Here is an 18,240-nt window from a genome sequence, read left to right on the forward strand (position 1 = left end):
AAATAACAACACAACAATGCCGAACACACAACAATTAGAAGATTTTGTTTCTCAGGTTAGAAGAGACATTGTAAGACAGGTACACAAAGTAAATTCTGGGCATCCGGGAGGATCTTTAGGCTGCGCAGAATTCTTTACAGCTCTTTATCAAGAAGTGATGGATTATAGCACAGATTTTAAGATGGATGGAATTGGAGAAGACCTTTTCTTTTTATCTAACGGTCATATTTCTCCAGTGTTTTACAGCGTGCTGGCTAGAAGTGGATTTTTTCCTGTAGAAGAATTAAATACTTTTAGACTTATTAACTCTCGCTTACAAGGACACCCAACTACACATGAAGGGCTTCCAGGTATTAGAATTGCCTCTGGATCTCTTGGCCAAGGAATGAGTGTAGCACTTGGAGCTGCAGAAACTAAAAAATTGAATAATGATGATCACTTAATTTACACACTTCATGGTGATGGTGAATTGCAAGAAGGTCAGAATTGGGAAGCAATTATGTATGCTGCCGGAAACAAGATAGATAATATTATATCTACCATAGATGTTAACGGCCAGCAAATAGATGGAGCAACAGATCAGGTACTACCAATGGGGAACATCAAAGCTAAGTTTGAAGCTTTTGGATGGGAAGTTCTAGAGGTGAAAGAAGGAAATGATATTACAAAGATCAATGAAGGTTTAAAGAAAGCGAAAGAACTAACGGGAAATGGTAAGCCTGTTTGTATCTTGTTACATACAATTATGGGTAACGGTGTAGATTTTATGATGCATACTCATAAATGGCATGGTGTTGCTCCAAATGATGAGCAACTTGCAGAAGCATTATCTCAAAACCCTGAAGCCTTAGGAGATTATTAATAGACTTCAATACTTATCATTAATAGCTATTGATAAGATCTTGAATCTCAGAAAAAGACATTAGAATGAAAAAATATACAAATACAGGAAATAAAGATACACGTTCAGGTTTTGGAGCAGGTTTGGCTGAATTAGGTAGAACTAATGAAAATGTAGTTGCTCTTTGTGCCGATCTTACCGGCTCTTTAAAGATGGACGAATTTAAAGCAGAAAATCCTGAAAGATTTTTCCAAGTTGGAATTGCAGAAGCTAATATGATAGGAATGGCTGCAGGAATGACCATTGGTGGTAAAATACCATTTACGGGAACCTTTGCTAACTTTTCTACCGGTAGAGTTTATGACCAAATTCGCCAAAGTGTTGCTTACTCCGGTAAAAACGTAAAAATTTGTGCATCTCATGCTGGCCTAACTTTAGGTGAAGATGGAGCAACTCACCAGATATTAGAAGATCTAGGATTAATGAAGATGTTACCTGGAATGACCGTTATAAATACGTGTGACTATAATCAGACTAAAGCAGCTACTATGGCTATTGCTGAATTGGATGGCCCGGTATATTTAAGATTTGGAAGACCAAAAGTTGCCAATTTTACTCCAGAAGATCAAAACTTTGAAATAGGAAAAGCTGTACAACTTACCGAAGGAACAGATGTTACTATAATAGCTACAGGTCACCTGGTGTGGGAAGCTTTAGAAGCAGCGCAAGAATTGGAAGCTAAAGGAATTAGTGCAGAGGTAATAAATATTCACACTATTAAACCTTTGGATGAAGAAGCCATTATAAAATCTGCTAAGAAAACCGGATGTGTGGTAACTGCCGAAGAACACAATATACTAGGTGGTCTTGGAGAAAGCGTAGCTCGTACATTATCTTTAAATGCACCTACACCTCAAGAATATGTAGCTACCATGGATACTTTTGGTGAGAGTGGAACTCCGGAGCAATTAATGGAGAAATATGGATTAAATGCTGAAGCAATCGTAAAAGCTACTCAAAAAGTGATCAAAAGAAAGTAATATTCTTCTTTATATATTATTTTAAACCCTTCAACGTCAACGCTTGAAGGGTTTTTCAATTTTGTGTGAAAATAATTGGCACATTTACTGCGTTATACCCATCTCATCTTAAATTAAAACTTATGAAAAAATTATTTTTACTAGCATGCCTTACTTTCGGAGGAGTGGCAATGGCTCAAACTTCTTATGGAATTAAAGGTGGTCTAAATTATGGTGCTACCGGAGATTACGAAAACTTTTCTCAAGTTGCAGGAGATGTTTCTACCGTAGAAAACGGAAAAGAAAGCACAGGATATCATTTAGGTGCTTTTGCAAAGTTTGAATTTCTTGGAATATTTCTTCAACCGGAATTAGTATACACTTCTTTAAAGACAGAATATAAAACATTCGATTATAGAATGAATAAAATAGATGCACCTATACTTTTAGGCTTGAACGTTTTCGGACCAATAAATATTAAAGCAGGACCTTCTTTTCAATATGTATTGAATAATGATCTTGAGAACTCAGATTTCGAAATTTCAGACGTTGATAATGAAATTACTTTAGGATATCAATTGGGTGCCGGATTAGATCTTGGAAGATTAGGCTTTGATGTACGCTATGAAGGGGCATTTAATGAGAACAATGCTTTTGGTAATATGGCTGCAGACAGGAACTTTAAAATTGACTCCAGACCGTCACAATGGATCTTCGGCCTAACCTATACTTTTAATTAAGGCTATATTTTAATAACAAAAAAATCCGCAACCAAGGTTGCGGATTTTTTTGTTATTAATTACTAGTATATTTTATTTTCTAGAAATACGTTTCAGGATCTAGATAATCTGGGATCCCATCGCTATTCTTATCTGTAAAGATTATAGAACCATCTATATTGAATGTTATTTCTTCTTTTGTTGGAGTTCCATCACCATCATCATCTGTATCTGCGTAATTTGGCGCACCATCCTCATCGGTATCATCATTAGTGATAATCTCATCTCCATTTAGATCTTCCATATAACTTGGAATTCCATCATTATCATGATCTGCCTCATTAGCGATAAAGAGGTTCACATTAAATATTATTGGACTATAGGAAGGAATTAGAGGTTGAGTTGAAGCAAAATATCCTAATCCAGAAGGTAAGAAAATAGAACCTATTCCATAATCATTATTAAATACTACAGAATTATCTTCTTTTACCTCGTATCCTGAAGCAGATTTAAATTCAACAATACCCTGAGTAAAACCATCTATTAATTGTGTAAGGTCAAACCAAACAGGAGTAAGCGTATTATCAAATGTAGTTCCTGTTAAAAGTTTCCCGGAGTAAGTAACAAACGTAGAATCTGCAAATTTAGGTTGCATCCCTTCCCCTTCTCTCACCTTCAAAACATATAGATTGTAATCTACTTCATCTCTGGTAATAGTTTTGGTAGATAAAAGATCAGATTCAAAAATGGAGATCTTTTCAGCATTAGATCCAGCAATTGTATCAAATCGAACTGTATAATCAAAGTCTGCTGCAGGAGACTCAAATTCTTCATAATTATAGAAATGTGTCTTTAAATAAGAAACTAGCGCTTCATCATCTTCAATAGCTTGTTCTCCACGATCTCTTGGAGGTGTAATGGAGGTTTCATCATCATCTTTGTTGCAACTTATAAACATTGTGCTAGCTAGCACGGTAATAAAAAACAATTTGTTCAATTTCATCATTAGCTCAATTTAAGGCGGCAAGATACAATAATCTTGTATTTTTGCTTAAGATTTACACAGTTTTAAGAACCAAATATGAGAGTTGATAAATATTTATGGTGTGTGCGGTATTTCAAAACAAGAAGTCTTGCCACCCAAGCTTGCAGACAAGGGAAAGTAAAGATCTTAGGAGATAATGTAAAAGCTTCTAGAGAGGTATATCCTACTGATAAGATTCAGGTTAGAAAAAATCAGATCGATTATCAAATAGAAGTATTAGACATTCCCACCAGTAGAGTTGGAGCTAAGATTGCAAATCTTTATGTTAATGATATTACTCCTAAAGAAGAATTCGAAAAATTAGAGCTTTTAAAGTATTCTAAAGACTATTATAGAAAAAGAGGAACCGGTAGACCTACCAAAAAAGATCGTAGAGATATAGATGATTGGTTTGAAGATCCAGATGAAGAAACCAAAGAAGCGAAAGAATGAGATTAGACAAAGAATATTGGAGTTCTAGATATCAAAATTATACTACAGGCTGGGATCTAGGAAAAGTTTCTCCACCTCTAAAAGCATACATAGATCAACTAGAAAATAAGAATTTAAAGATCCTTATTCCTGGTGGTGGCAATTCTTATGAAGCAGAATATTTACATCTTCAAGGTTTTAAGAATGTCTATGTAATAGATCTAGCTTTAGAACCTTTGCACAATTTGCTTCAACGAAATCCAACATTCCCAAAGTCACATCTTATTCAAGGTGATTTTTTTGAGCTTCAGAACAATTTTGGCCTAATACTCGAACAAACTTTCTTCTGCGCGCTACCACCCAATAGGAGAGGAGATTATGCAATTAAAATGGCTGAGTTATTAGAGTCGCAAGGAAAATTGTGTGGGCTTTTATTTGACACAGAATTTGAAAAGGAAGGTCCTCCTTTTGGAGGTAGTAAACTAGAATATTTAACTTATTTTAGTCCGTTCTTTAAAATTAAGATCTTAGCCTCTAGCTATAATTCTATAGCTCCGAGAAAAGGAAAAGAATTGTTCTTTATATTCATAAAAAATTAATCATATGCCGGCATCTACCATCATTTTGAACAACGAACAAATAAAGCATAAGATAAAGCGCATTGCGTATCAGATCTATGAAAGTAATGTAGATGAATCTCATTTAATATTGGCAGGAATCTCTAAGAGCGGATATCAGTTTACACAACGCTTAAAGACGGTGCTAGAAGAAATCTCAGATATTACGATAGAGTTATGTGAGGTTAGAATAGACAAGAAAAATCCTTTAAATGCCATAGAAACCTCCCTCCCTCCATCTTCTTACAAAGATAAATCTGTGGTATTGATAGATGATGTTCTAAACTCTGGAGCTACCTTGATCTACGGTGTTAAACACTTTTTGGAAGTTCCCTTAAAACAGTTTAAAACCGTAGTGCTTGTAGATAGAAGTCACAAAAAATTTCCTGTGAAAGCAGATTTTAAAGGAATTTCTTTATCAACTTCTATGAATGAGACTGTACAGGTACATTTCTCCAAAGGCAAAGACAAGGTGGAGCTACTTTAACTTCTGAATAATTTCATATCCAATTTCATCTGCTTTTCTATTTTCCACATTTACCACAATATCTGCTTGGTTGTAATAATAGCTGCGTTCAAAGAGATGTTTTCGTATAAAATCTTCGAGAAGATCCTTAGTTGCTAAATGACTAATAACTGGTCTAGTTTCCTTTTCCTGAAATAACCTATTAGTTAAAAAGTCTACAGATGCTTTAAGATAAACAAGATTAGCTTCAGTATGGCTTTTAATGAGATCCATATTTATACCATAACAAGGAGTTCCTCCTCCTAGTGCAACTATCATATCTATAGGTTCTTCTAAAACATCTTCCAGCACCTTAGTTTCTAATTTTCTAAAATATAGCTCCCCTTTGGTAGCAAAGATCTCAGAAACTGTTAGTTCTTCTATTAACGTTATTTGATCATCCAGATCTACAAGTGGTAATCTCATTTTTTGAGAAATATAGTCTGCAATTAGAGATTTACCCGATCCCATGTAACCTGAGAGAAAAATTTTCATACTGATTTTGAGGTGTTTAGAATTTTTTTAAAAACATTTGCAAATTTATATCAATTTCCTCTTGAAAAATAAATAAATCATAGTATATTTGCACCCGCAATCGCAAAATAATGTGAAGCAAGATTTGGTAGCTCAGTTGGTAGAGCATCTCCCTTTTAAGGAGAGGGTCCTGGGTTCGAGCCCCAGCCAGATCACTAAGAATTAGAGGTTATCCTCAACGCTCATTAACATTTTAGATTTGGTAGCTCAGTTGGTAGAGCATCTCCCTTTTAAGGAGAGGGTCCTGGGTTCGAGCCCCAGCCAGATCACTATTTTTACGTTCCATACTTTAAGAACTTTTAAAGTATTTATTTTGAAATTAAATTGCCCTTTAGAAAATCTTTTTCTAATAGCGCATTTGCCCGGGTGCTGGAATTGGTAGACAGGCATGGTTGAGGGCCATGTGTTCATTAGGGCGTGCGGGTTCAAGTCCCGCTCCGGGTACAAATAAACTTCACTCCACATTTATTTCATATCTTTCTTTCGCTTTTACTTTATCGTATTTGTAATACTCTATTTTTAACATGTTCAACTATTAGATCTATTGCACTTCGAATGCTATAAACTTCACAAAGTATCTCTATATTTTCTATTAACATTTAATACTATCCTTTTTAAAAGTTTTGATAGGATCAAAATCTCACAGCTATCTCCTTTACCATATTAGTTATAACTCTACGAAGCGAATTAGCGTTTACTACTTCCGTAAATTCAGCTTAAAAATGCAAACCCAGAATTAAGTAATTCCGTATATAGGTATTCAGAAGAAGTATTCCCTACATCAATTTTGTTTAACTTTATATCTACAAGATTAAACATTTAACATTTTGATATAAAAGTGAAACTACAAATTTGTTTAGATTTGTTTATCTATTAACACCTATGGAAAACGTTAAACAGAATTTCAGCATAAAAGATCTAGAGCATTTAAGTGGAATAAAAGCGCACACTATCCGAATCTGGGAAAAACGCTACAATATCTTATCACCAGAGCGCACAGATACTAACATAAGAACCTACGATCTAGAAAATTTACAGAAGATACTCAATGTAACTTTCTTAAATGAACATGGCTATAAGATATCTAGAATAGCGAAACTTACCGATGTTGAGATCTCTACAATGGTTAAAAATGTAGCGGCTAGCGCGAGTGTTAAGAATCGAGCAATTAATTCGTTTAAAATAGCTATGATCAATTTTGATCAGGTGTTGTTTAATAAAACCTATAATATGCTTATTGAGAAGAAGGAATTTAGAGAGATCTTTTTGGAGATCTTTATTCCTCTTTTAGATGAAATAGGTCTATTATGGCAAACAGATACTATAAATCCCGTTCATGAACATTTTCTTGTTAATTTAATTAAGCAGAAATTATATTTAAACATTTCTAAGTATGGAGATGCCACCAATGAAAATGAGGATGATCTATATGTGCTCTTCTTACCAGAAAATGAAATTCATGATCTTGGTATCCTCTACCTAAATTTTGAATTGAATTTTCATGGAAAAAGAACGATCTACCTTGGCCCTAGTATGCCTTTAAAAGATATGAAGTACTTATTGGAAATTCATAAAGATTTAAAGTTTATGAGTTATCTTACAATCGCACCGCTGGAAATGGATAGTTTCTTGGAAGAATTTCAAAGAGAACTATGCACAGAAAAAACCTTAGACATTAGCTTATTTGGAGCAAAAATACAGAATTTAGATCCTAACAATTATCCGGAAAATATCAGAATATATAAGTCTATTACAGAATTTGCAAATCAATTAGATTAATGATGAAGAACAAAGTAAGCGTTATTGGATCTGGGTTTGCATCTTTATCTGCTGCATGTTACTTAGCGCGCGATGGGTATGTTGTTACTATTTACGAAAAAAATGATAGTATTGGAGGTAGAGCAAGACAATTTAAAAAAGACGGATTTACCTTTGATATGGGACCTTCTTGGTATTGGATGCCAGATGTATTTGAGCAGTTTTTCAAAGACTTCAATAAAAAACCTTCAGATTACTATCATTTAGATAAATTGAATCCGGCTTATACCGTTTTCTTCGGAAATGATAAAAGCATTCACATTGAAGATACTTTAGAGAAGATCTACGCTGCCTTTGAAGCGGAGGAAAAAGGAAGTTCAAAAAAGTTACAAAAGTTTATTTCCAATGCTCAGAACAATTATGAGATAGCTATTAAAGATCTTGTATATAGACCGGGTGTATCACCATTAGAATTAGTTACTCCCGAGACTATAAAAAGGGTCGGACAATTTTTTAGCACCATCTCAAAAGATGTTCGCAAAGAATTTAAAAATAAAAAACTTATTCAAATTTTAGAATTCCCTGTGCTTTTCTTAGGCGCAAAACCCAGCGATACTCCTTCTTTTTATAGTTTTATGAACTATGCAGATTTTGGACTTGGTACTTGGCATCCAAAAGGTGGAATGTTCATGGTAATTAAAGCTATGGAAGCTTTAGCGCTAAGTCTGGGAGTAAAAATCAACACAAATTGTAGTATAGATAAGATTAATACAACAGATAAAAAAATAACTTCTATTCTTGTGAATGGGGAAATTATTCCAACCAGTTTAGTAGTGACCGGTGCAGATTATCATCATAGCGAAACTTTACTGGATGCGAAAAACAGACAATATTCTGAAAGTTATTGGGATAAGAAGACCTTTGCTCCATCTTCACTTCTTTTCTATGTAGGTTTTGATAAGAAATTGAAAAACGTAAATCATCATAACTTATTCTTTGATGTAGATTTTGATGCGCACGCAAAGGATATTTACGATAAACCAAAATGGCCAGAAAACCCTCTGTTTTACGCTAATTTCACCTCTCTCACAGACGCGAGTACCGCACCAGAAAATTGTGAAAATGGATTCTTTCTGGTTCCTATTGCACCAGGTTTGGAGGATACAGAAGAATTAAGATCAATTTATTTTGAAAAGATCATGAACAGATTTGAGGAATTAACTCATCAATCTGTAAAAAATAACGTTATTTTTAAGGAGTCTTTTTGCGTGAAGGATTTTATTAAAGATTACAACAGCTATAAAGGCAATGCATATGGTATGGCAAATACACTATTACAAACCGCTTTTCTTAGGCCTAAATTAAAAAGTAGTAAAGTAGAAGGTTTGTATTTTACCGGACAGCTTACCGTACCTGGTCCAGGTGTGCCTCCATCTTTAATTTCTGGAAAACTTGTTTCCGGACTCATTCAAAAAGACAACTAATATGAAATCCATTTACGATAAGGTTTCTAGAAGCTGCAGCAAAGAAGTTACTAACGCTTATAGTACATCATTTTCTCTAGCTACAAAAATGCTAGCTCCATCCATAAGGCAGGACATTTATAATATTTATGGTTTTGTTAGATTGGCAGATGAAATTGTAGATTCTTTTCACGACTACAATAAAGAGAATTTACTTGATGATTTTACCGCAGATCTTTACAAAGCTATAGATCAAAAAATTAGTCTGAATCCTATCCTTAATTCTTTTCAGGAAACTGTACATAAATATGAGATTGATCCATCCCTTTATAAAGCCTTTTTAAAGAGCATGAGACTAGATCTTCATAAATCTGATTATCTAACTCAAGCTGAATATAAAGAATACATTTATGGAAGTGCAGATGTAGTTGGTCTTATGTGCTTAAAAGTTTTTGTAGGTGGAGATCAGATCAAGTATGATGAATTAAGAGAATCTGCAATGAGCTTAGGGTCTGCATTTCAAAAGGTGAATTTCCTTAGAGACCTAAAAGCAGATTTTGAAGACCTTAGTAGAAGTTATTTTCCAGATACCAATTTAGAAGCGCTAGATGAAGAAAGTAAGCAACGAATAATAGATGAGATTGAAGCTGATTTCAAAAAAGGATTGCATGGTATTGCTAAATTACCAGTAGAAGCTAAATTTGGCGTTTATACAGCATATATATATTACAGAAAATTACTCCATAAATTAAAGAACGTACCTTCTTTAGAAATTAAAAACAGAAGAATTAGCGTTCCAAATTATCAAAAAGCCGGTCTACTGGCAAAATCATATATTTCATACCGATTAAATTTATTGTAATGAACATTTTACTCTGGTTAGTTGTTTTTTTAGGAACCTTCTTAATTATGGAGGGCATGGCATGGTTTACTCATAAATACATTATGCACGGCTTTCTATGGAAACTTCATGCAGATCATCATAGAAAAGACCATAGTAGCTGGTGGGAACGCAACGATCTATTTTTTGTTTTTTACGCGTTTGTGAGTATTACCTTCTTTTTATTATGGAGATATAACGATCTATGGATTGGCCTACCTATAGGATTAGGAATATTAGCATACGGAATCGCCTATTTCACAGTTCATGATATCTTTATCCACCAAAGGTTTAAGATCTTTAGAAATGCCAATAACAAATATGCTAAAGGGGTACGAAGAGCTCATAAAATGCACCATAAACATTTAGGTAAAGATCATGGAGAGTGTTTTGGGATGTTATGGGTGCCATTCAAATACTTCAGAAAATAATTCTAAATTCTTATATCTTATAACTCAATGCCAGATAGCTTCGACTATATAATTATTGGCGGTGGCTTAGCTGGACTACAACTGGCACTGAGATTTGCAGAAGACCCTTATTTTAATAATAAGCAATTTGCAATAATAGATCCTTCAGATAAAACCGAAAACGATAAAACTTGGTGCTTTTGGGAAAAAGGAAAAGGTAATTGGGAGTCTATAATTTATAAATCCTGGGAAAGCGGAAGATTTCTAACTTCATCGAAATATTTAAAATTTCAGCTTGAACCCTATAAATACAAAATGATTCGCTCTGAGGATTTTTACTCCTTAGCAAAAGATAGGCTTCAAAGTTTAAATAATTTTCATTTTATTAAGGATAGTATTTCTGAAATATATGAAACTACAATGATCGCTCATGGAGCTAAACAGTATCAAGCAACTCATTTTTTTGATAGTAGAATAAATTCTAGCTACCTAAAAGATAAAAAATCCTCCTTACTCTATCAGCATTTTAAAGGATGGATAATTGAAACAGATAGCAATATTTTTGATCCGGATCAATTCACTATGATGGATTATAGGTTGAAGCATAATAATAGTACCAGCTTCACTTATATGCTACCCCTTTCAAGAACTAAAGCCTTAATAGAATTCACCTTTTTTACCCCATATCTTACCGAAGAAAGCGTTTATGATGAAATGCTGATGAGTTATATTAAGGAATATCTCGGGGTAGATCAATTTCATATTTCAGAGACTGAAATAGGAGTTATACCTATGACAGATTTTCCCTTCCATAAAGATAACACTCCATCCATTACTAAAATAGGAACAGCAGGATCCTGGGTTAAGGGGTCTACGGGTTATTCTTTTAAACATACAGAAAAGAAAACAGCTAAGATCGTTGCAAATATCAAAGCTGGAAAAGAACCATCTTATGAACTGCTGAATTCTAGATTTAGATGGTATGATGCAATTTTTCTTGATGTTCTTACTAGAAACAATGAAATGGGCGAAGAGATCTTCAGTAAATTTTACAGTAAAAACACAACTAAAAATATTTTAAAATATTTAGATGAGGAAACATCACTATCAGAAGATCTCAAAATTATGTTCTCCCTATTTGATGTGGAATTTATAAAGTCCTTTTTTAGAAAAGGAATGTAAACGCTATTTAGCTAAAAGTTCATCTAAGGTTTTTCTTGTTTTTTCACTATCCCAAGCTGCAGAACCAACCTTTTCTATAACAATATTTCCCTGCTTGTCTATTAAGTAAGTAGTTGGTAAGGTATTACTATTTAACGGTTCTGGAAGTTCGCTTTTGGGGCGATAAGCCGGTAATGTAAAATTCTTTCTATTCATGAAATTGCGAACCGTTTGATGATCTTCATTTGAAACAAAGAAAAAATCAACCCTATCACTATAATCTTCGTATAATTTCTGAAAACTAGGCATTTCTGCAATACATGGGGGACACCAGGTAGCCCAGAAATTTACAAGCACTACTCTACCCTTATGATCTGAAAATTCTACACGATCTTTATTATTCTTTTCTAAAACCCAGTTGTACGATGCAATTTTAGGTCTTTCTTCTTCTGAAGTTACAGAGGGACTAAAAGAGATCAGCTTATTTACAAAGACAGCAATAGGCTTTCTTGTACCAGGAATAATCATGGCTAAGATAATGATGACCATTATAATATTAGACCATTGATTCTTAAAAATCTTCATTTAATTATCGTTTTAATTTTAGACGAAAATACAGTATAATCTTAACAGCGGTAGAAAAGTTTAATTTAAAATATCTATAAAAGGAAGCAGAGCACTTAAAAATAAAAGTATTTGTGTTATTATTAATTAGTAATAATGGCAATACTCTTATCATTTTAGCATTAATTTTAAAATAATATACTTAAAATCAATTTTTTAAGAATATCTATATAATTTAAATGCCATCTTTCTATTCACATACTGTATTAGACTGTATAATTTGGAATAGAATATAAACTATATCAAAAAACTAACGTGTCTACCTTTGTAGGGAATGGTAGATAGGTTAAAATAACCCTGAAGAAAATCTTCAGGGTTATTTATTTTTACAAATACTGCTCATGCAAAAAGCCCGATCTACATTCAATTTACAATGTGATCGGGCTATATAAGTTAATCTACTAAATGAGATTATTTAGCGTTCTCGAGTTTTATAAGATTTAATGCAGAACCATGCTTATACCATTCTATCTGAGGTTGGTTATAAGTATGATTAGCTTTAAAAGTATCTTTACTTCCATCTGCATGTACCAATTCTATTGTTAGTGGTGTATCTGGTGCAAAATTTTCAAGATCTATAAAATTGATCGTATCATCTTCCTGGAAAAGATCGTAATCTTCTTCATTCTGGAATGTAATTCCTAACATCCCTTGTTTCTTAAGGTTTGTTTCATGAATACGAGCAAAAGATTTTACTAAAACAACTTTAACTCCAAGATGTCTTGGCTCCATAGCTGCATGCTCTCTAGAAGAACCTTCCCCGTAATTATGATCTCCAACTACTACAGAAGGAATTCCTGCTGCCTTATATGCTCTAGCTACCGCTGGTACACCATCATATTCTCCGGTGATCTGGCTTTTAACAAAATTGGTTTTCTTGTTAAAAGCATTAATGGCACCAATAAGCATATTGTTAGAAATGTTATCTAAATGCCCTCTATAACGCAACCAAGGTCCCGCCATAGAAATATGATCTGTAGTACATTTACCAAATGCTTTTATTAAAAGTTTTGCACCCGTAAGATTCTTACCATCCCAAGGTTTAAACGGTTCCAATAATTGTAAACGCTCGCTGTCTTTAGCAACTTTAACTTCAATCTCACTTCCATCTGGAGATGGAGCTACATATCCTGGATCTTTAACATCAAATCCTTTTGGAGGAAGCTCAATTCCTGTTGGTTCGTCCAACATTACTTCAACCCCATCTTCATTCATCAAAGTATCTCTGGTAGGATCAAAATCTAATCTACCCGAAATTGCTATTGCAGCCACCATTTCTGGAGAACCTACAAAAGCGTGTGTATTTGGATTACCATCTGCTCTTTTAGAGAAGTTACGATTAAATGAGTGAACAATTGTATTCTTCTCATCTCCTTTTCTGTCTGAACGATCCCATTGCCCAATACAAGGACCACATGCGTTCGTAAAGATAGTTGCATCTAGATCTTCAAATATCTGCAACAAACCATCTCTCTCTGCTGTAAAGCGAATGGTTTCTGAGCCTGGGTTAATACCAAAATCAGATTTTGCTTTAACTTTCTTATCTACTGCTTGCTTTGCAATAGAGGCTGCTCTTGTTAAATCTTCATAAGAAGAGTTGGTACAAGAACCTATTAGTCCCCAGTCTACTTTTATTGGCCAGTCATTTTCTTTAGCTTTTTTACCCATTTCAGAAATAGGAGTCGCTAAATCTGGAGTAAAAGGTCCATTTAAATGAGGTCTTAATTCAGATAAATTGATCTCTATCACTTCATCAAAATACTGTTCTGGATTAGCATATACCTCATCATCACCGGTTAAATGCTCTCTAACTCCATTTGCAGCATCTGCAACATCTGCTCTATTGGTAGCTCTTAGATAACGCTCCATAGAATCGTCATATCCAAAAGTAGAAGTGGTAGCACCAACTTCTGCACCCATATTACAAATTGTACCTTTACCAGTACAAGACATAGAAGTAGCACCTTCTCCAAAATATTCTATAATTGCTCCAGTTCCACCTTTTACAGTAAGGATACCAGCAACTTTTAAAATCACATCTTTAGGAGCGGTCCATCCAGAAAGTTTTCCAGTTAACTTAACTCCAATTAATTTAGGGAATTTTAATTCCCAAGCCATTCCTGCCATAACATCTACAGCATCTGCTCCACCAACTCCAATAGCTACCATTCCTAGACCACCGGCATTAACGGTATGAGAATCTGTTCCAATCATCATTCCACCAGGAAATGCATAGTTTTCTAATACCACTTGATGAATGATCCCTGCTCCCGGTTTCCAAAATCCGATACCGTATTTGTTAGATACAGATTCTAGAAATTCAAATACTTCATGACTACTTGTATTTGCCGCTTTTAAATCTATAGCAGCACCCATTTTAGCTTGAATTAAATGATCACAGTGAACCGTAGTTGGTACTGCAACATTATCTTTTCCAGCTTGCATGAATTGCAATAATGCCATTTGTGCTGTTGCATCCTGACAAGCAATTCTATCTGGAGCAAAATCTACATAATCCTTACCTCTTTGGTAAGCAGTATTAGCTTCTCCGTCCCATAAATGAGAATAAAGTATTTTTTCTGAAAGTGTTAAAGGCTTTCCAACAACTTCACGTGCTTTATTTACACGGTCTGCCATTTGGCTGTACACCTTTTTGATCATGTCAATATCGTATGCCATATCTGTGAGTGTTTTTATGTTCTAAAAAGTCTTGCGAAATTACGAATTTTACTACGATTTTAAAAATCACAATCAATCTTCGTAAATAAGTATAGATTATTCATTTTATGACAGAATGGACTTATAAATTTTGATGAAAACGTATTTTTATAATATAAATTTACGAATTCAATAAATTCTATTAAAGGTATCTCTAAATTAATTCTGTATAGTATCGATTAGAAATTCGATGAAAACGAGGCTGAAAGCTCTCTTAATGGAAAAAGATCAAAATAGCTCTTTAATAATAAATGCTTCTGATAATCCTTCTGCCTCTGCTTTGTAATTCTTAATTATTCTATGCCTTAATATGCCCACAGCAACGGCTTGTACATCTTCTATATCTGGAGAGAACTTTGAATTTACCAATGCATGTGCCTTAGCTGCTAGTATTAAATTTTGTGAAGCTCTTGGGCCTGCTCCCCAATCTACATAATTCTTTATTATGGTGGGAGCAGAATCTCCTTGTGGTCTTGTCTTTCCAACTAACCTTACTGCATATTCTATTACATTGTCTGGAACAGGAACCATTCTAACTAATTGCTGAATCTCAATAATTTCTTTTGCATTAAATAATGCTGAAACTTTAATTTTTTCATTATTCGTCGTACTCTTAACTACCGCCACTTCTTCCTCAAAACTTGGGTAATCTAAATGTACAGCAAACATAAATCGATCTAATTGTGCTTCTGGTAAGGGATAGGTGCCCTCCTGCTCTATTGGGTTTTGTGTGGCAAGCACAAAATAAGGTAGATCTAAACCGTAGTTCTGTCCGCTAACAGTAACGCTTCGTTCTTGCATTGCTTCCAACATTGCTGCCTGTGTTTTTGGGGGAGTTCTGTTAATCTCATCTGCAAGTACAATATTTGAAAACACCGGGCCTTTAATGAATTTAAAATGTCTATTCTCATCTAGGATCTCAGATCCTAAAATATCACTAGGCATAAGATCTGGAGTAAATTGAATTCTTTTAAATTCTAACCCTAAAGCCTTAGAAATGGTATTCACCATAAGGGTTTTTGCAAGGCCGGGCACCCCTATTAAAAGCGCATGCCCGCCCGCATAAATGGAAAGTAATATTTGTTCTATAACCTGCTCCTGCCCTACAATAACTCTTGCAATCTCTTGCTTTAATTGTTGGTGTTTCTTTACTAAAGATTCTGCAGCAGCAACGTTAGACATAGTATTGATTTATTTTTTCAACCAATCACTAGCGTAATCACAAGATCTATATTTCCCGTTGATCTTTACATAAGTATCAGCAATTTTCTCTTTCTGCCATTCTTCAATAACATCAATTCGCTTATCTCTTAAGGCTAATTCTTTGATCTTTAAATAATCTTTAGCAAATTCTGCTTTGTGCTCTTTATATCTTTTATCTACAGTAATAAGTTTATAAAATACTCTTCCTGTTCTATCTTGATCTGTAAGTACCAAAGAAACATCACCTTCCTGAAGGTTTACAACCTGATCATAAATTTCAGGATCTATCTTTGTTTGCTCAAATCTTGTATCTCCACTTGTAGGATTGATTAATTTACCATTATTAGCAGCAGTTTCTTCTTCATCAGAAAATCTCTTAGCCGCTATAGCAAATTTAAGTTTCCCATCTTTTACCTGAGTTCTAATACTGTCAATTTCAGATTTAGCAGCTTCTACAGTAGCATTAGTTACATCTGGAATTAATAAAATATGTCTTATCTCCAAATTTTGACCTAAGACCTTATCAACTTTAATAATATGGTAACCAAATGCAGATTCAAAAGGTTCACTAACTTCGCCTTCTTGTAAACTAAAGGCAGTGTCCTTAAAATCTTTGTCCAGAGGATCTTTTCTAGAAATAACCATTCTACCACCATCTCTACTTGAACCTGGATCCTGAGAGTATAATACTGCTTTTGTAGCAAAACTAGCATCGTTATCTATAACGTCTTCTCTAAATTGAGCTAACCTATCAATAACCTTTTGCTTTTCAGATTGAGGAATCTCAGGTTTAATAATGATCTGAGAGATCTCTACTTCATCACCAAAAATTGGTCTTTCTTCAACATCTATTTTTTCGAAATAACTTCTTACTTCTTCTGGAGTAATTTCCACATCATCTATAATATTCTTTTGCATACGGTTAGATAGCTCTCTTTGCTTATTGATCTCAAAAAGTTCTTTTCTAAAATCTGCTTCAGAATCTCTCTTATAGAATTTTAAAACTTTCTCCATAGATCCTGTTTGCCCAACCAATTGATTGATTTGCTGATCTACATAACTGCTTATCTCAGAATCTGCAATAATGATACTATCCTGAACGGCATGATGTGCATAAAGTTTATTTTCAAGAAGACTTCCAATTAATTGGCAGTCTGTAACATCTGCTGTAGATACACCTTGACTTTTTAGATCTTTGAGCATCATATCTACATCGCTGTCTAGAACCACATATTCTCCTACTACGGCAGCAATACCATCTACTTTATATTTCTGAAATTCTCCGGCAGGAACCTGAGCTCTCTCTACCTCTACTTTAGGTTGAATAGCAGTACTATCTGTAACTACTATTTCCTGAGCCATTATATCTTGAGTTGCTCCAAATAGCAGGCATACACCTGCAATACCGTTAATTATAAATTTCAAATTGTTTGTTTTCAATTGCATCTTTTGTTATGTCTTTTTCTAATTCTTTAACCAAATCGGCTTTACGCCTGTTTAAAATGATCTGTTTTATGGTAGACCTTGCGTACTCTATGGGTGCTTGCTCATTTCTTAACAAAACATCGTTAACATACACCAAATATACCTCTAATGAATCTTCGAGTTCAAGAAAATTAGATTTTTTTAGTAATTGCGCTTTATTTGCATCGTTTAGAGGACCTATTTTATCAAATACAGATTTAGAACTTACCCATACAGAATCATTAAATGAATATGCCTTAAACTGCAATGCGATCTTATCTAAATTCTCTCTGTCTTTCTCATTAAATCTGATAAAATTTTTCTTAACATCAGAAAAGTCCAAACTGTTCTTATTCAAATTGATAAATCTTAGCTTAACCAGATCTTCATTAAGTCTAAAATTCTCTAAATGACTTTTATAGTAGTCTACTACCTGAAGATCTTGCAGGGTAGTATCTAGCCTCTTATCTACTAAAGCATCTGCATAGGCTTTGGTATATAATTCATTCTTATAATTCTTAACCAACTCATCAAATTCCTTTTGTTGCTCACTACTTAAATTATACATAGCCCTATCTATGAGCAATTGCTGTGTAGCCCAACGTGTTATGAAATTCGAAACTATAAGGGTACTATCTTCTGGAGAAACATTTTCTCCAATTAATGGAAGAATATCTTCCTTATACAAATAACTTTGATTTACTCTAGCAATAGGTTCTTTTTCTACTTCACTACTAAAATAGTTACAACTAGTTACCGTGATCAATAAAGAGGAGATCAAAGAGATCTTAAAAATTTTCTTACCTATCAAGCTTATAAATTTATTGGAATGTTGTTTTATTACCTTAAAAATATAAAGGCAACTAAA

At 33.9% G+C, this 18,240-nt stretch carries 18 protein-coding genes and 3 tRNA genes; 14 read left to right on the forward strand and 7 right to left on the reverse strand.

Annotated elements, in window-relative coordinates; all coding sequences use genetic code 11:
- The first annotated feature begins 16 nt into the window (after nucleotides 1–16).
- From BLT84_RS00075 to BLT84_RS00085, 3 genes are all read left to right on the forward strand, one after another.
- The gene (locus tag BLT84_RS00075) at nucleotides 17–862 is read left to right on the forward strand and encodes a transketolase (RefSeq protein ID WP_091262031.1); all 846 of its coding nucleotides are present in this window, start codon (nucleotides 17–19) and stop codon (nucleotides 860–862) included.
- 65 nt (nucleotides 863–927) lie between these two features.
- Nucleotides 928–1,881, forward strand: coding sequence for a transketolase family protein (locus BLT84_RS00080; RefSeq protein WP_091262033.1), 954 nt, complete (start codon nucleotides 928–930; stop codon nucleotides 1,879–1,881).
- A gap of 122 nt (nucleotides 1,882–2,003) precedes the next feature.
- Nucleotides 2,004–2,600 (forward strand): PorT family protein, encoded by a 597-nt coding sequence (locus BLT84_RS00085; protein ID WP_034889165.1) that lies wholly within the window; start codon nucleotides 2,004–2,006, stop codon nucleotides 2,598–2,600.
- Between the two features lie 79 nt (nucleotides 2,601–2,679).
- Here BLT84_RS00085 and BLT84_RS00090 read toward each other — a convergent pair whose 3' ends face one another.
- Nucleotides 2,680–3,585 carry an FKBP-type peptidyl-prolyl cis-trans isomerase gene (locus tag BLT84_RS00090; RefSeq protein ID WP_231556175.1) on the reverse strand — a complete coding sequence of 302 codons (906 nt, stop codon included), beginning with the start codon at nucleotides 3,583–3,585 and terminating at the stop codon, nucleotides 2,680–2,682.
- 75 nt (nucleotides 3,586–3,660) lie between these two features.
- Between BLT84_RS00090 and BLT84_RS00095 the strand changes: the two genes are divergently transcribed.
- The 3 genes from BLT84_RS00095 to BLT84_RS00105 are packed head-to-tail and all read left to right on the forward strand — an operon-like array spanning nucleotide 3,661 to nucleotide 5,139.
- Entirely contained in the window at nucleotides 3,661–4,056 is a 396-nt protein-coding gene (locus BLT84_RS00095) for an RNA-binding S4 domain-containing protein (RefSeq protein WP_034889161.1), read from the forward strand.
- Nucleotides 4,053–4,634: an SAM-dependent methyltransferase gene (locus BLT84_RS00100; RefSeq protein ID WP_091262035.1), complete on the forward strand. Its 582-nt coding sequence runs from the start codon at nucleotides 4,053–4,055 to the stop codon at nucleotides 4,632–4,634. The genes BLT84_RS00095 and BLT84_RS00100 overlap by 4 nt, the downstream gene beginning before the upstream one ends.
- 4 nt (nucleotides 4,635–4,638) lie before the next feature.
- Entirely contained in the window at nucleotides 4,639–5,139 is a 501-nt protein-coding gene (locus BLT84_RS00105; protein ID WP_034889157.1) for a phosphoribosyltransferase family protein, read from the forward strand.
- On the opposite strand, the gene BLT84_RS00110 is transcribed toward BLT84_RS00105, so the two are convergent.
- A complete protein-coding gene (locus BLT84_RS00110; RefSeq protein WP_091262037.1) occupies nucleotides 5,131–5,652 on the reverse strand; it encodes a shikimate kinase in 522 nt (173 codons plus the stop codon). The two genes, BLT84_RS00105 and BLT84_RS00110, sit on opposite strands and share 9 nt — an antisense overlap.
- A gap of 121 nt (nucleotides 5,653–5,773) precedes the next feature.
- Between BLT84_RS00110 and BLT84_RS00115 the strand changes: the two genes are divergently transcribed.
- From BLT84_RS00115 to BLT84_RS00150, 8 genes are all read left to right on the forward strand, one after another.
- Nucleotides 5,774–5,846, forward strand: a tRNA-Lys gene (locus BLT84_RS00115).
- A gap of 41 nt (nucleotides 5,847–5,887) precedes the next feature.
- A tRNA-Lys gene (locus BLT84_RS00120) sits at nucleotides 5,888–5,960 on the forward strand.
- Nucleotides 5,961–6,051: 91 nt separating this feature from the next.
- Nucleotides 6,052–6,135 (forward strand) — tRNA-Leu (locus BLT84_RS00125).
- 438 nt (nucleotides 6,136–6,573) lie between these two features.
- Complete coding sequence (locus tag BLT84_RS00130) at nucleotides 6,574–7,470, forward strand: MerR family transcriptional regulator (RefSeq protein ID WP_091262039.1); 897 nt, start codon at nucleotides 6,574–6,576, stop codon at nucleotides 7,468–7,470.
- A gap of 2 nt (nucleotides 7,471–7,472) precedes the next feature.
- Nucleotides 7,473–8,933, forward strand: a complete 1,461-nt coding sequence (locus tag BLT84_RS00135) for a phytoene desaturase family protein (RefSeq protein ID WP_091262041.1) — start codon at nucleotides 7,473–7,475, stop codon at nucleotides 8,931–8,933.
- A 1-nt stretch (nucleotide 8,934) separates the two neighbouring features.
- Nucleotides 8,935–9,774, forward strand: coding sequence for a phytoene/squalene synthase family protein (locus BLT84_RS00140; RefSeq protein WP_034889151.1), 840 nt, complete (start codon nucleotides 8,935–8,937; stop codon nucleotides 9,772–9,774).
- Entirely contained in the window at nucleotides 9,774–10,223 is a 450-nt protein-coding gene (locus tag BLT84_RS00145; protein ID WP_091262043.1) for a sterol desaturase family protein, read from the forward strand. The genes BLT84_RS00140 and BLT84_RS00145 overlap by 1 nt, the downstream gene beginning before the upstream one ends.
- Nucleotides 10,224–10,250: 27 nt before the next feature.
- Nucleotides 10,251–11,384, forward strand: a complete 1,134-nt coding sequence (locus tag BLT84_RS00150) for a lycopene cyclase family protein (protein WP_091262045.1) — start codon at nucleotides 10,251–10,253, stop codon at nucleotides 11,382–11,384.
- Between the two features lie 3 nt (nucleotides 11,385–11,387).
- Here the strand turns inward: BLT84_RS00150 and BLT84_RS00155 are convergent, their stop codons facing one another.
- The 5 genes from BLT84_RS00155 to BLT84_RS00175 form a co-directional block, all read right to left on the reverse strand.
- Nucleotides 11,388–11,948 (reverse strand): TlpA family protein disulfide reductase, encoded by a 561-nt coding sequence (locus tag BLT84_RS00155; protein WP_034889144.1) that lies wholly within the window; start codon nucleotides 11,946–11,948, stop codon nucleotides 11,388–11,390.
- A gap of 450 nt (nucleotides 11,949–12,398) precedes the next feature.
- Nucleotides 12,399–14,666 (reverse strand): aconitate hydratase, encoded by a 2,268-nt coding sequence (locus BLT84_RS00160; protein ID WP_034889142.1) that lies wholly within the window; start codon nucleotides 14,664–14,666, stop codon nucleotides 12,399–12,401.
- Nucleotides 14,667–14,933: 267 nt separating this feature from the next.
- On the reverse strand, nucleotides 14,934–15,887 hold the full coding sequence (locus BLT84_RS00165; RefSeq protein ID WP_091262048.1) for an AAA family ATPase: 954 nt from the start codon (nucleotides 15,885–15,887) through the stop codon (nucleotides 14,934–14,936).
- A gap of 9 nt (nucleotides 15,888–15,896) precedes the next feature.
- Nucleotides 15,897–17,354 (reverse strand): peptidylprolyl isomerase, encoded by a 1,458-nt coding sequence (locus tag BLT84_RS00170; protein WP_091262050.1) that lies wholly within the window; start codon nucleotides 17,352–17,354, stop codon nucleotides 15,897–15,899.
- Nucleotides 17,317–18,183: a peptidyl-prolyl cis-trans isomerase gene (locus BLT84_RS00175; RefSeq protein WP_231929395.1), complete on the reverse strand. Its 867-nt coding sequence runs from the start codon at nucleotides 18,181–18,183 to the stop codon at nucleotides 17,317–17,319. The genes BLT84_RS00170 and BLT84_RS00175 overlap by 38 nt, the downstream gene beginning before the upstream one ends.
- Nucleotides 18,184–18,240: the final 57 nt, after the last annotated feature.

Origin of the sequence: Gillisia sp. Hel1_33_143 (assembly GCF_900104765.1) — a bacterium.
Classification (GTDB): Bacteria; Bacteroidota; Bacteroidia; order Flavobacteriales; family Flavobacteriaceae; genus Gillisia.

What these genes read in the sequence shown, in the direction of transcription:
- BLT84_RS00075 (WP_091262031.1), top strand. Translation starts at nt 17, where the DNA reads ATGCCGAACACACAACAATTAGAAGATTTTGTTTCTCAGGTTAGAAGA.
- BLT84_RS00080 (WP_091262033.1), top strand. Translation starts at nt 928, where the DNA reads ATGAAAAAATATACAAATACAGGAAATAAAGATACACGTTCAGGTTTT.
- BLT84_RS00085 (WP_034889165.1), top strand. Translation starts at nt 2,004, where the DNA reads ATGAAAAAATTATTTTTACTAGCATGCCTTACTTTCGGAGGAGTGGCA.
- BLT84_RS00090 (WP_231556175.1), bottom strand. Translation starts at nt 3,585, where the DNA reads ATGATGAAATTGAACAAATTGTTTTTTATTACCGTGCTAGCTAGCACA.
- BLT84_RS00095 (WP_034889161.1), top strand. Translation starts at nt 3,661, where the DNA reads ATGAGAGTTGATAAATATTTATGGTGTGTGCGGTATTTCAAAACAAGA.
- BLT84_RS00100 (WP_091262035.1), top strand. Translation starts at nt 4,053, where the DNA reads ATGAGATTAGACAAAGAATATTGGAGTTCTAGATATCAAAATTATACT.
- BLT84_RS00105 (WP_034889157.1), top strand. Translation starts at nt 4,639, where the DNA reads ATGCCGGCATCTACCATCATTTTGAACAACGAACAAATAAAGCATAAG.
- BLT84_RS00110 (WP_091262037.1), bottom strand. Translation starts at nt 5,652, where the DNA reads ATGAAAATTTTTCTCTCAGGTTACATGGGATCGGGTAAATCTCTAATT.
- BLT84_RS00130 (WP_091262039.1), top strand. Translation starts at nt 6,574, where the DNA reads ATGGAAAACGTTAAACAGAATTTCAGCATAAAAGATCTAGAGCATTTA.
- BLT84_RS00135 (WP_091262041.1), top strand. Translation starts at nt 7,473, where the DNA reads ATGAAGAACAAAGTAAGCGTTATTGGATCTGGGTTTGCATCTTTATCT.
- BLT84_RS00140 (WP_034889151.1), top strand. Translation starts at nt 8,935, where the DNA reads ATGAAATCCATTTACGATAAGGTTTCTAGAAGCTGCAGCAAAGAAGTT.
- BLT84_RS00145 (WP_091262043.1), top strand. Translation starts at nt 9,774, where the DNA reads ATGAACATTTTACTCTGGTTAGTTGTTTTTTTAGGAACCTTCTTAATT.
- BLT84_RS00150 (WP_091262045.1), top strand. Translation starts at nt 10,251, where the DNA reads ATGCCAGATAGCTTCGACTATATAATTATTGGCGGTGGCTTAGCTGGA.
- BLT84_RS00155 (WP_034889144.1), bottom strand. Translation starts at nt 11,948, where the DNA reads ATGAAGATTTTTAAGAATCAATGGTCTAATATTATAATGGTCATCATT.
- BLT84_RS00160 (WP_034889142.1), bottom strand. Translation starts at nt 14,666, where the DNA reads ATGGCATACGATATTGACATGATCAAAAAGGTGTACAGCCAAATGGCA.
- BLT84_RS00165 (WP_091262048.1), bottom strand. Translation starts at nt 15,887, where the DNA reads ATGTCTAACGTTGCTGCTGCAGAATCTTTAGTAAAGAAACACCAACAA.
- BLT84_RS00170 (WP_091262050.1), bottom strand. Translation starts at nt 17,354, where the DNA reads ATGCAATTGAAAACAAACAATTTGAAATTTATAATTAACGGTATTGCA.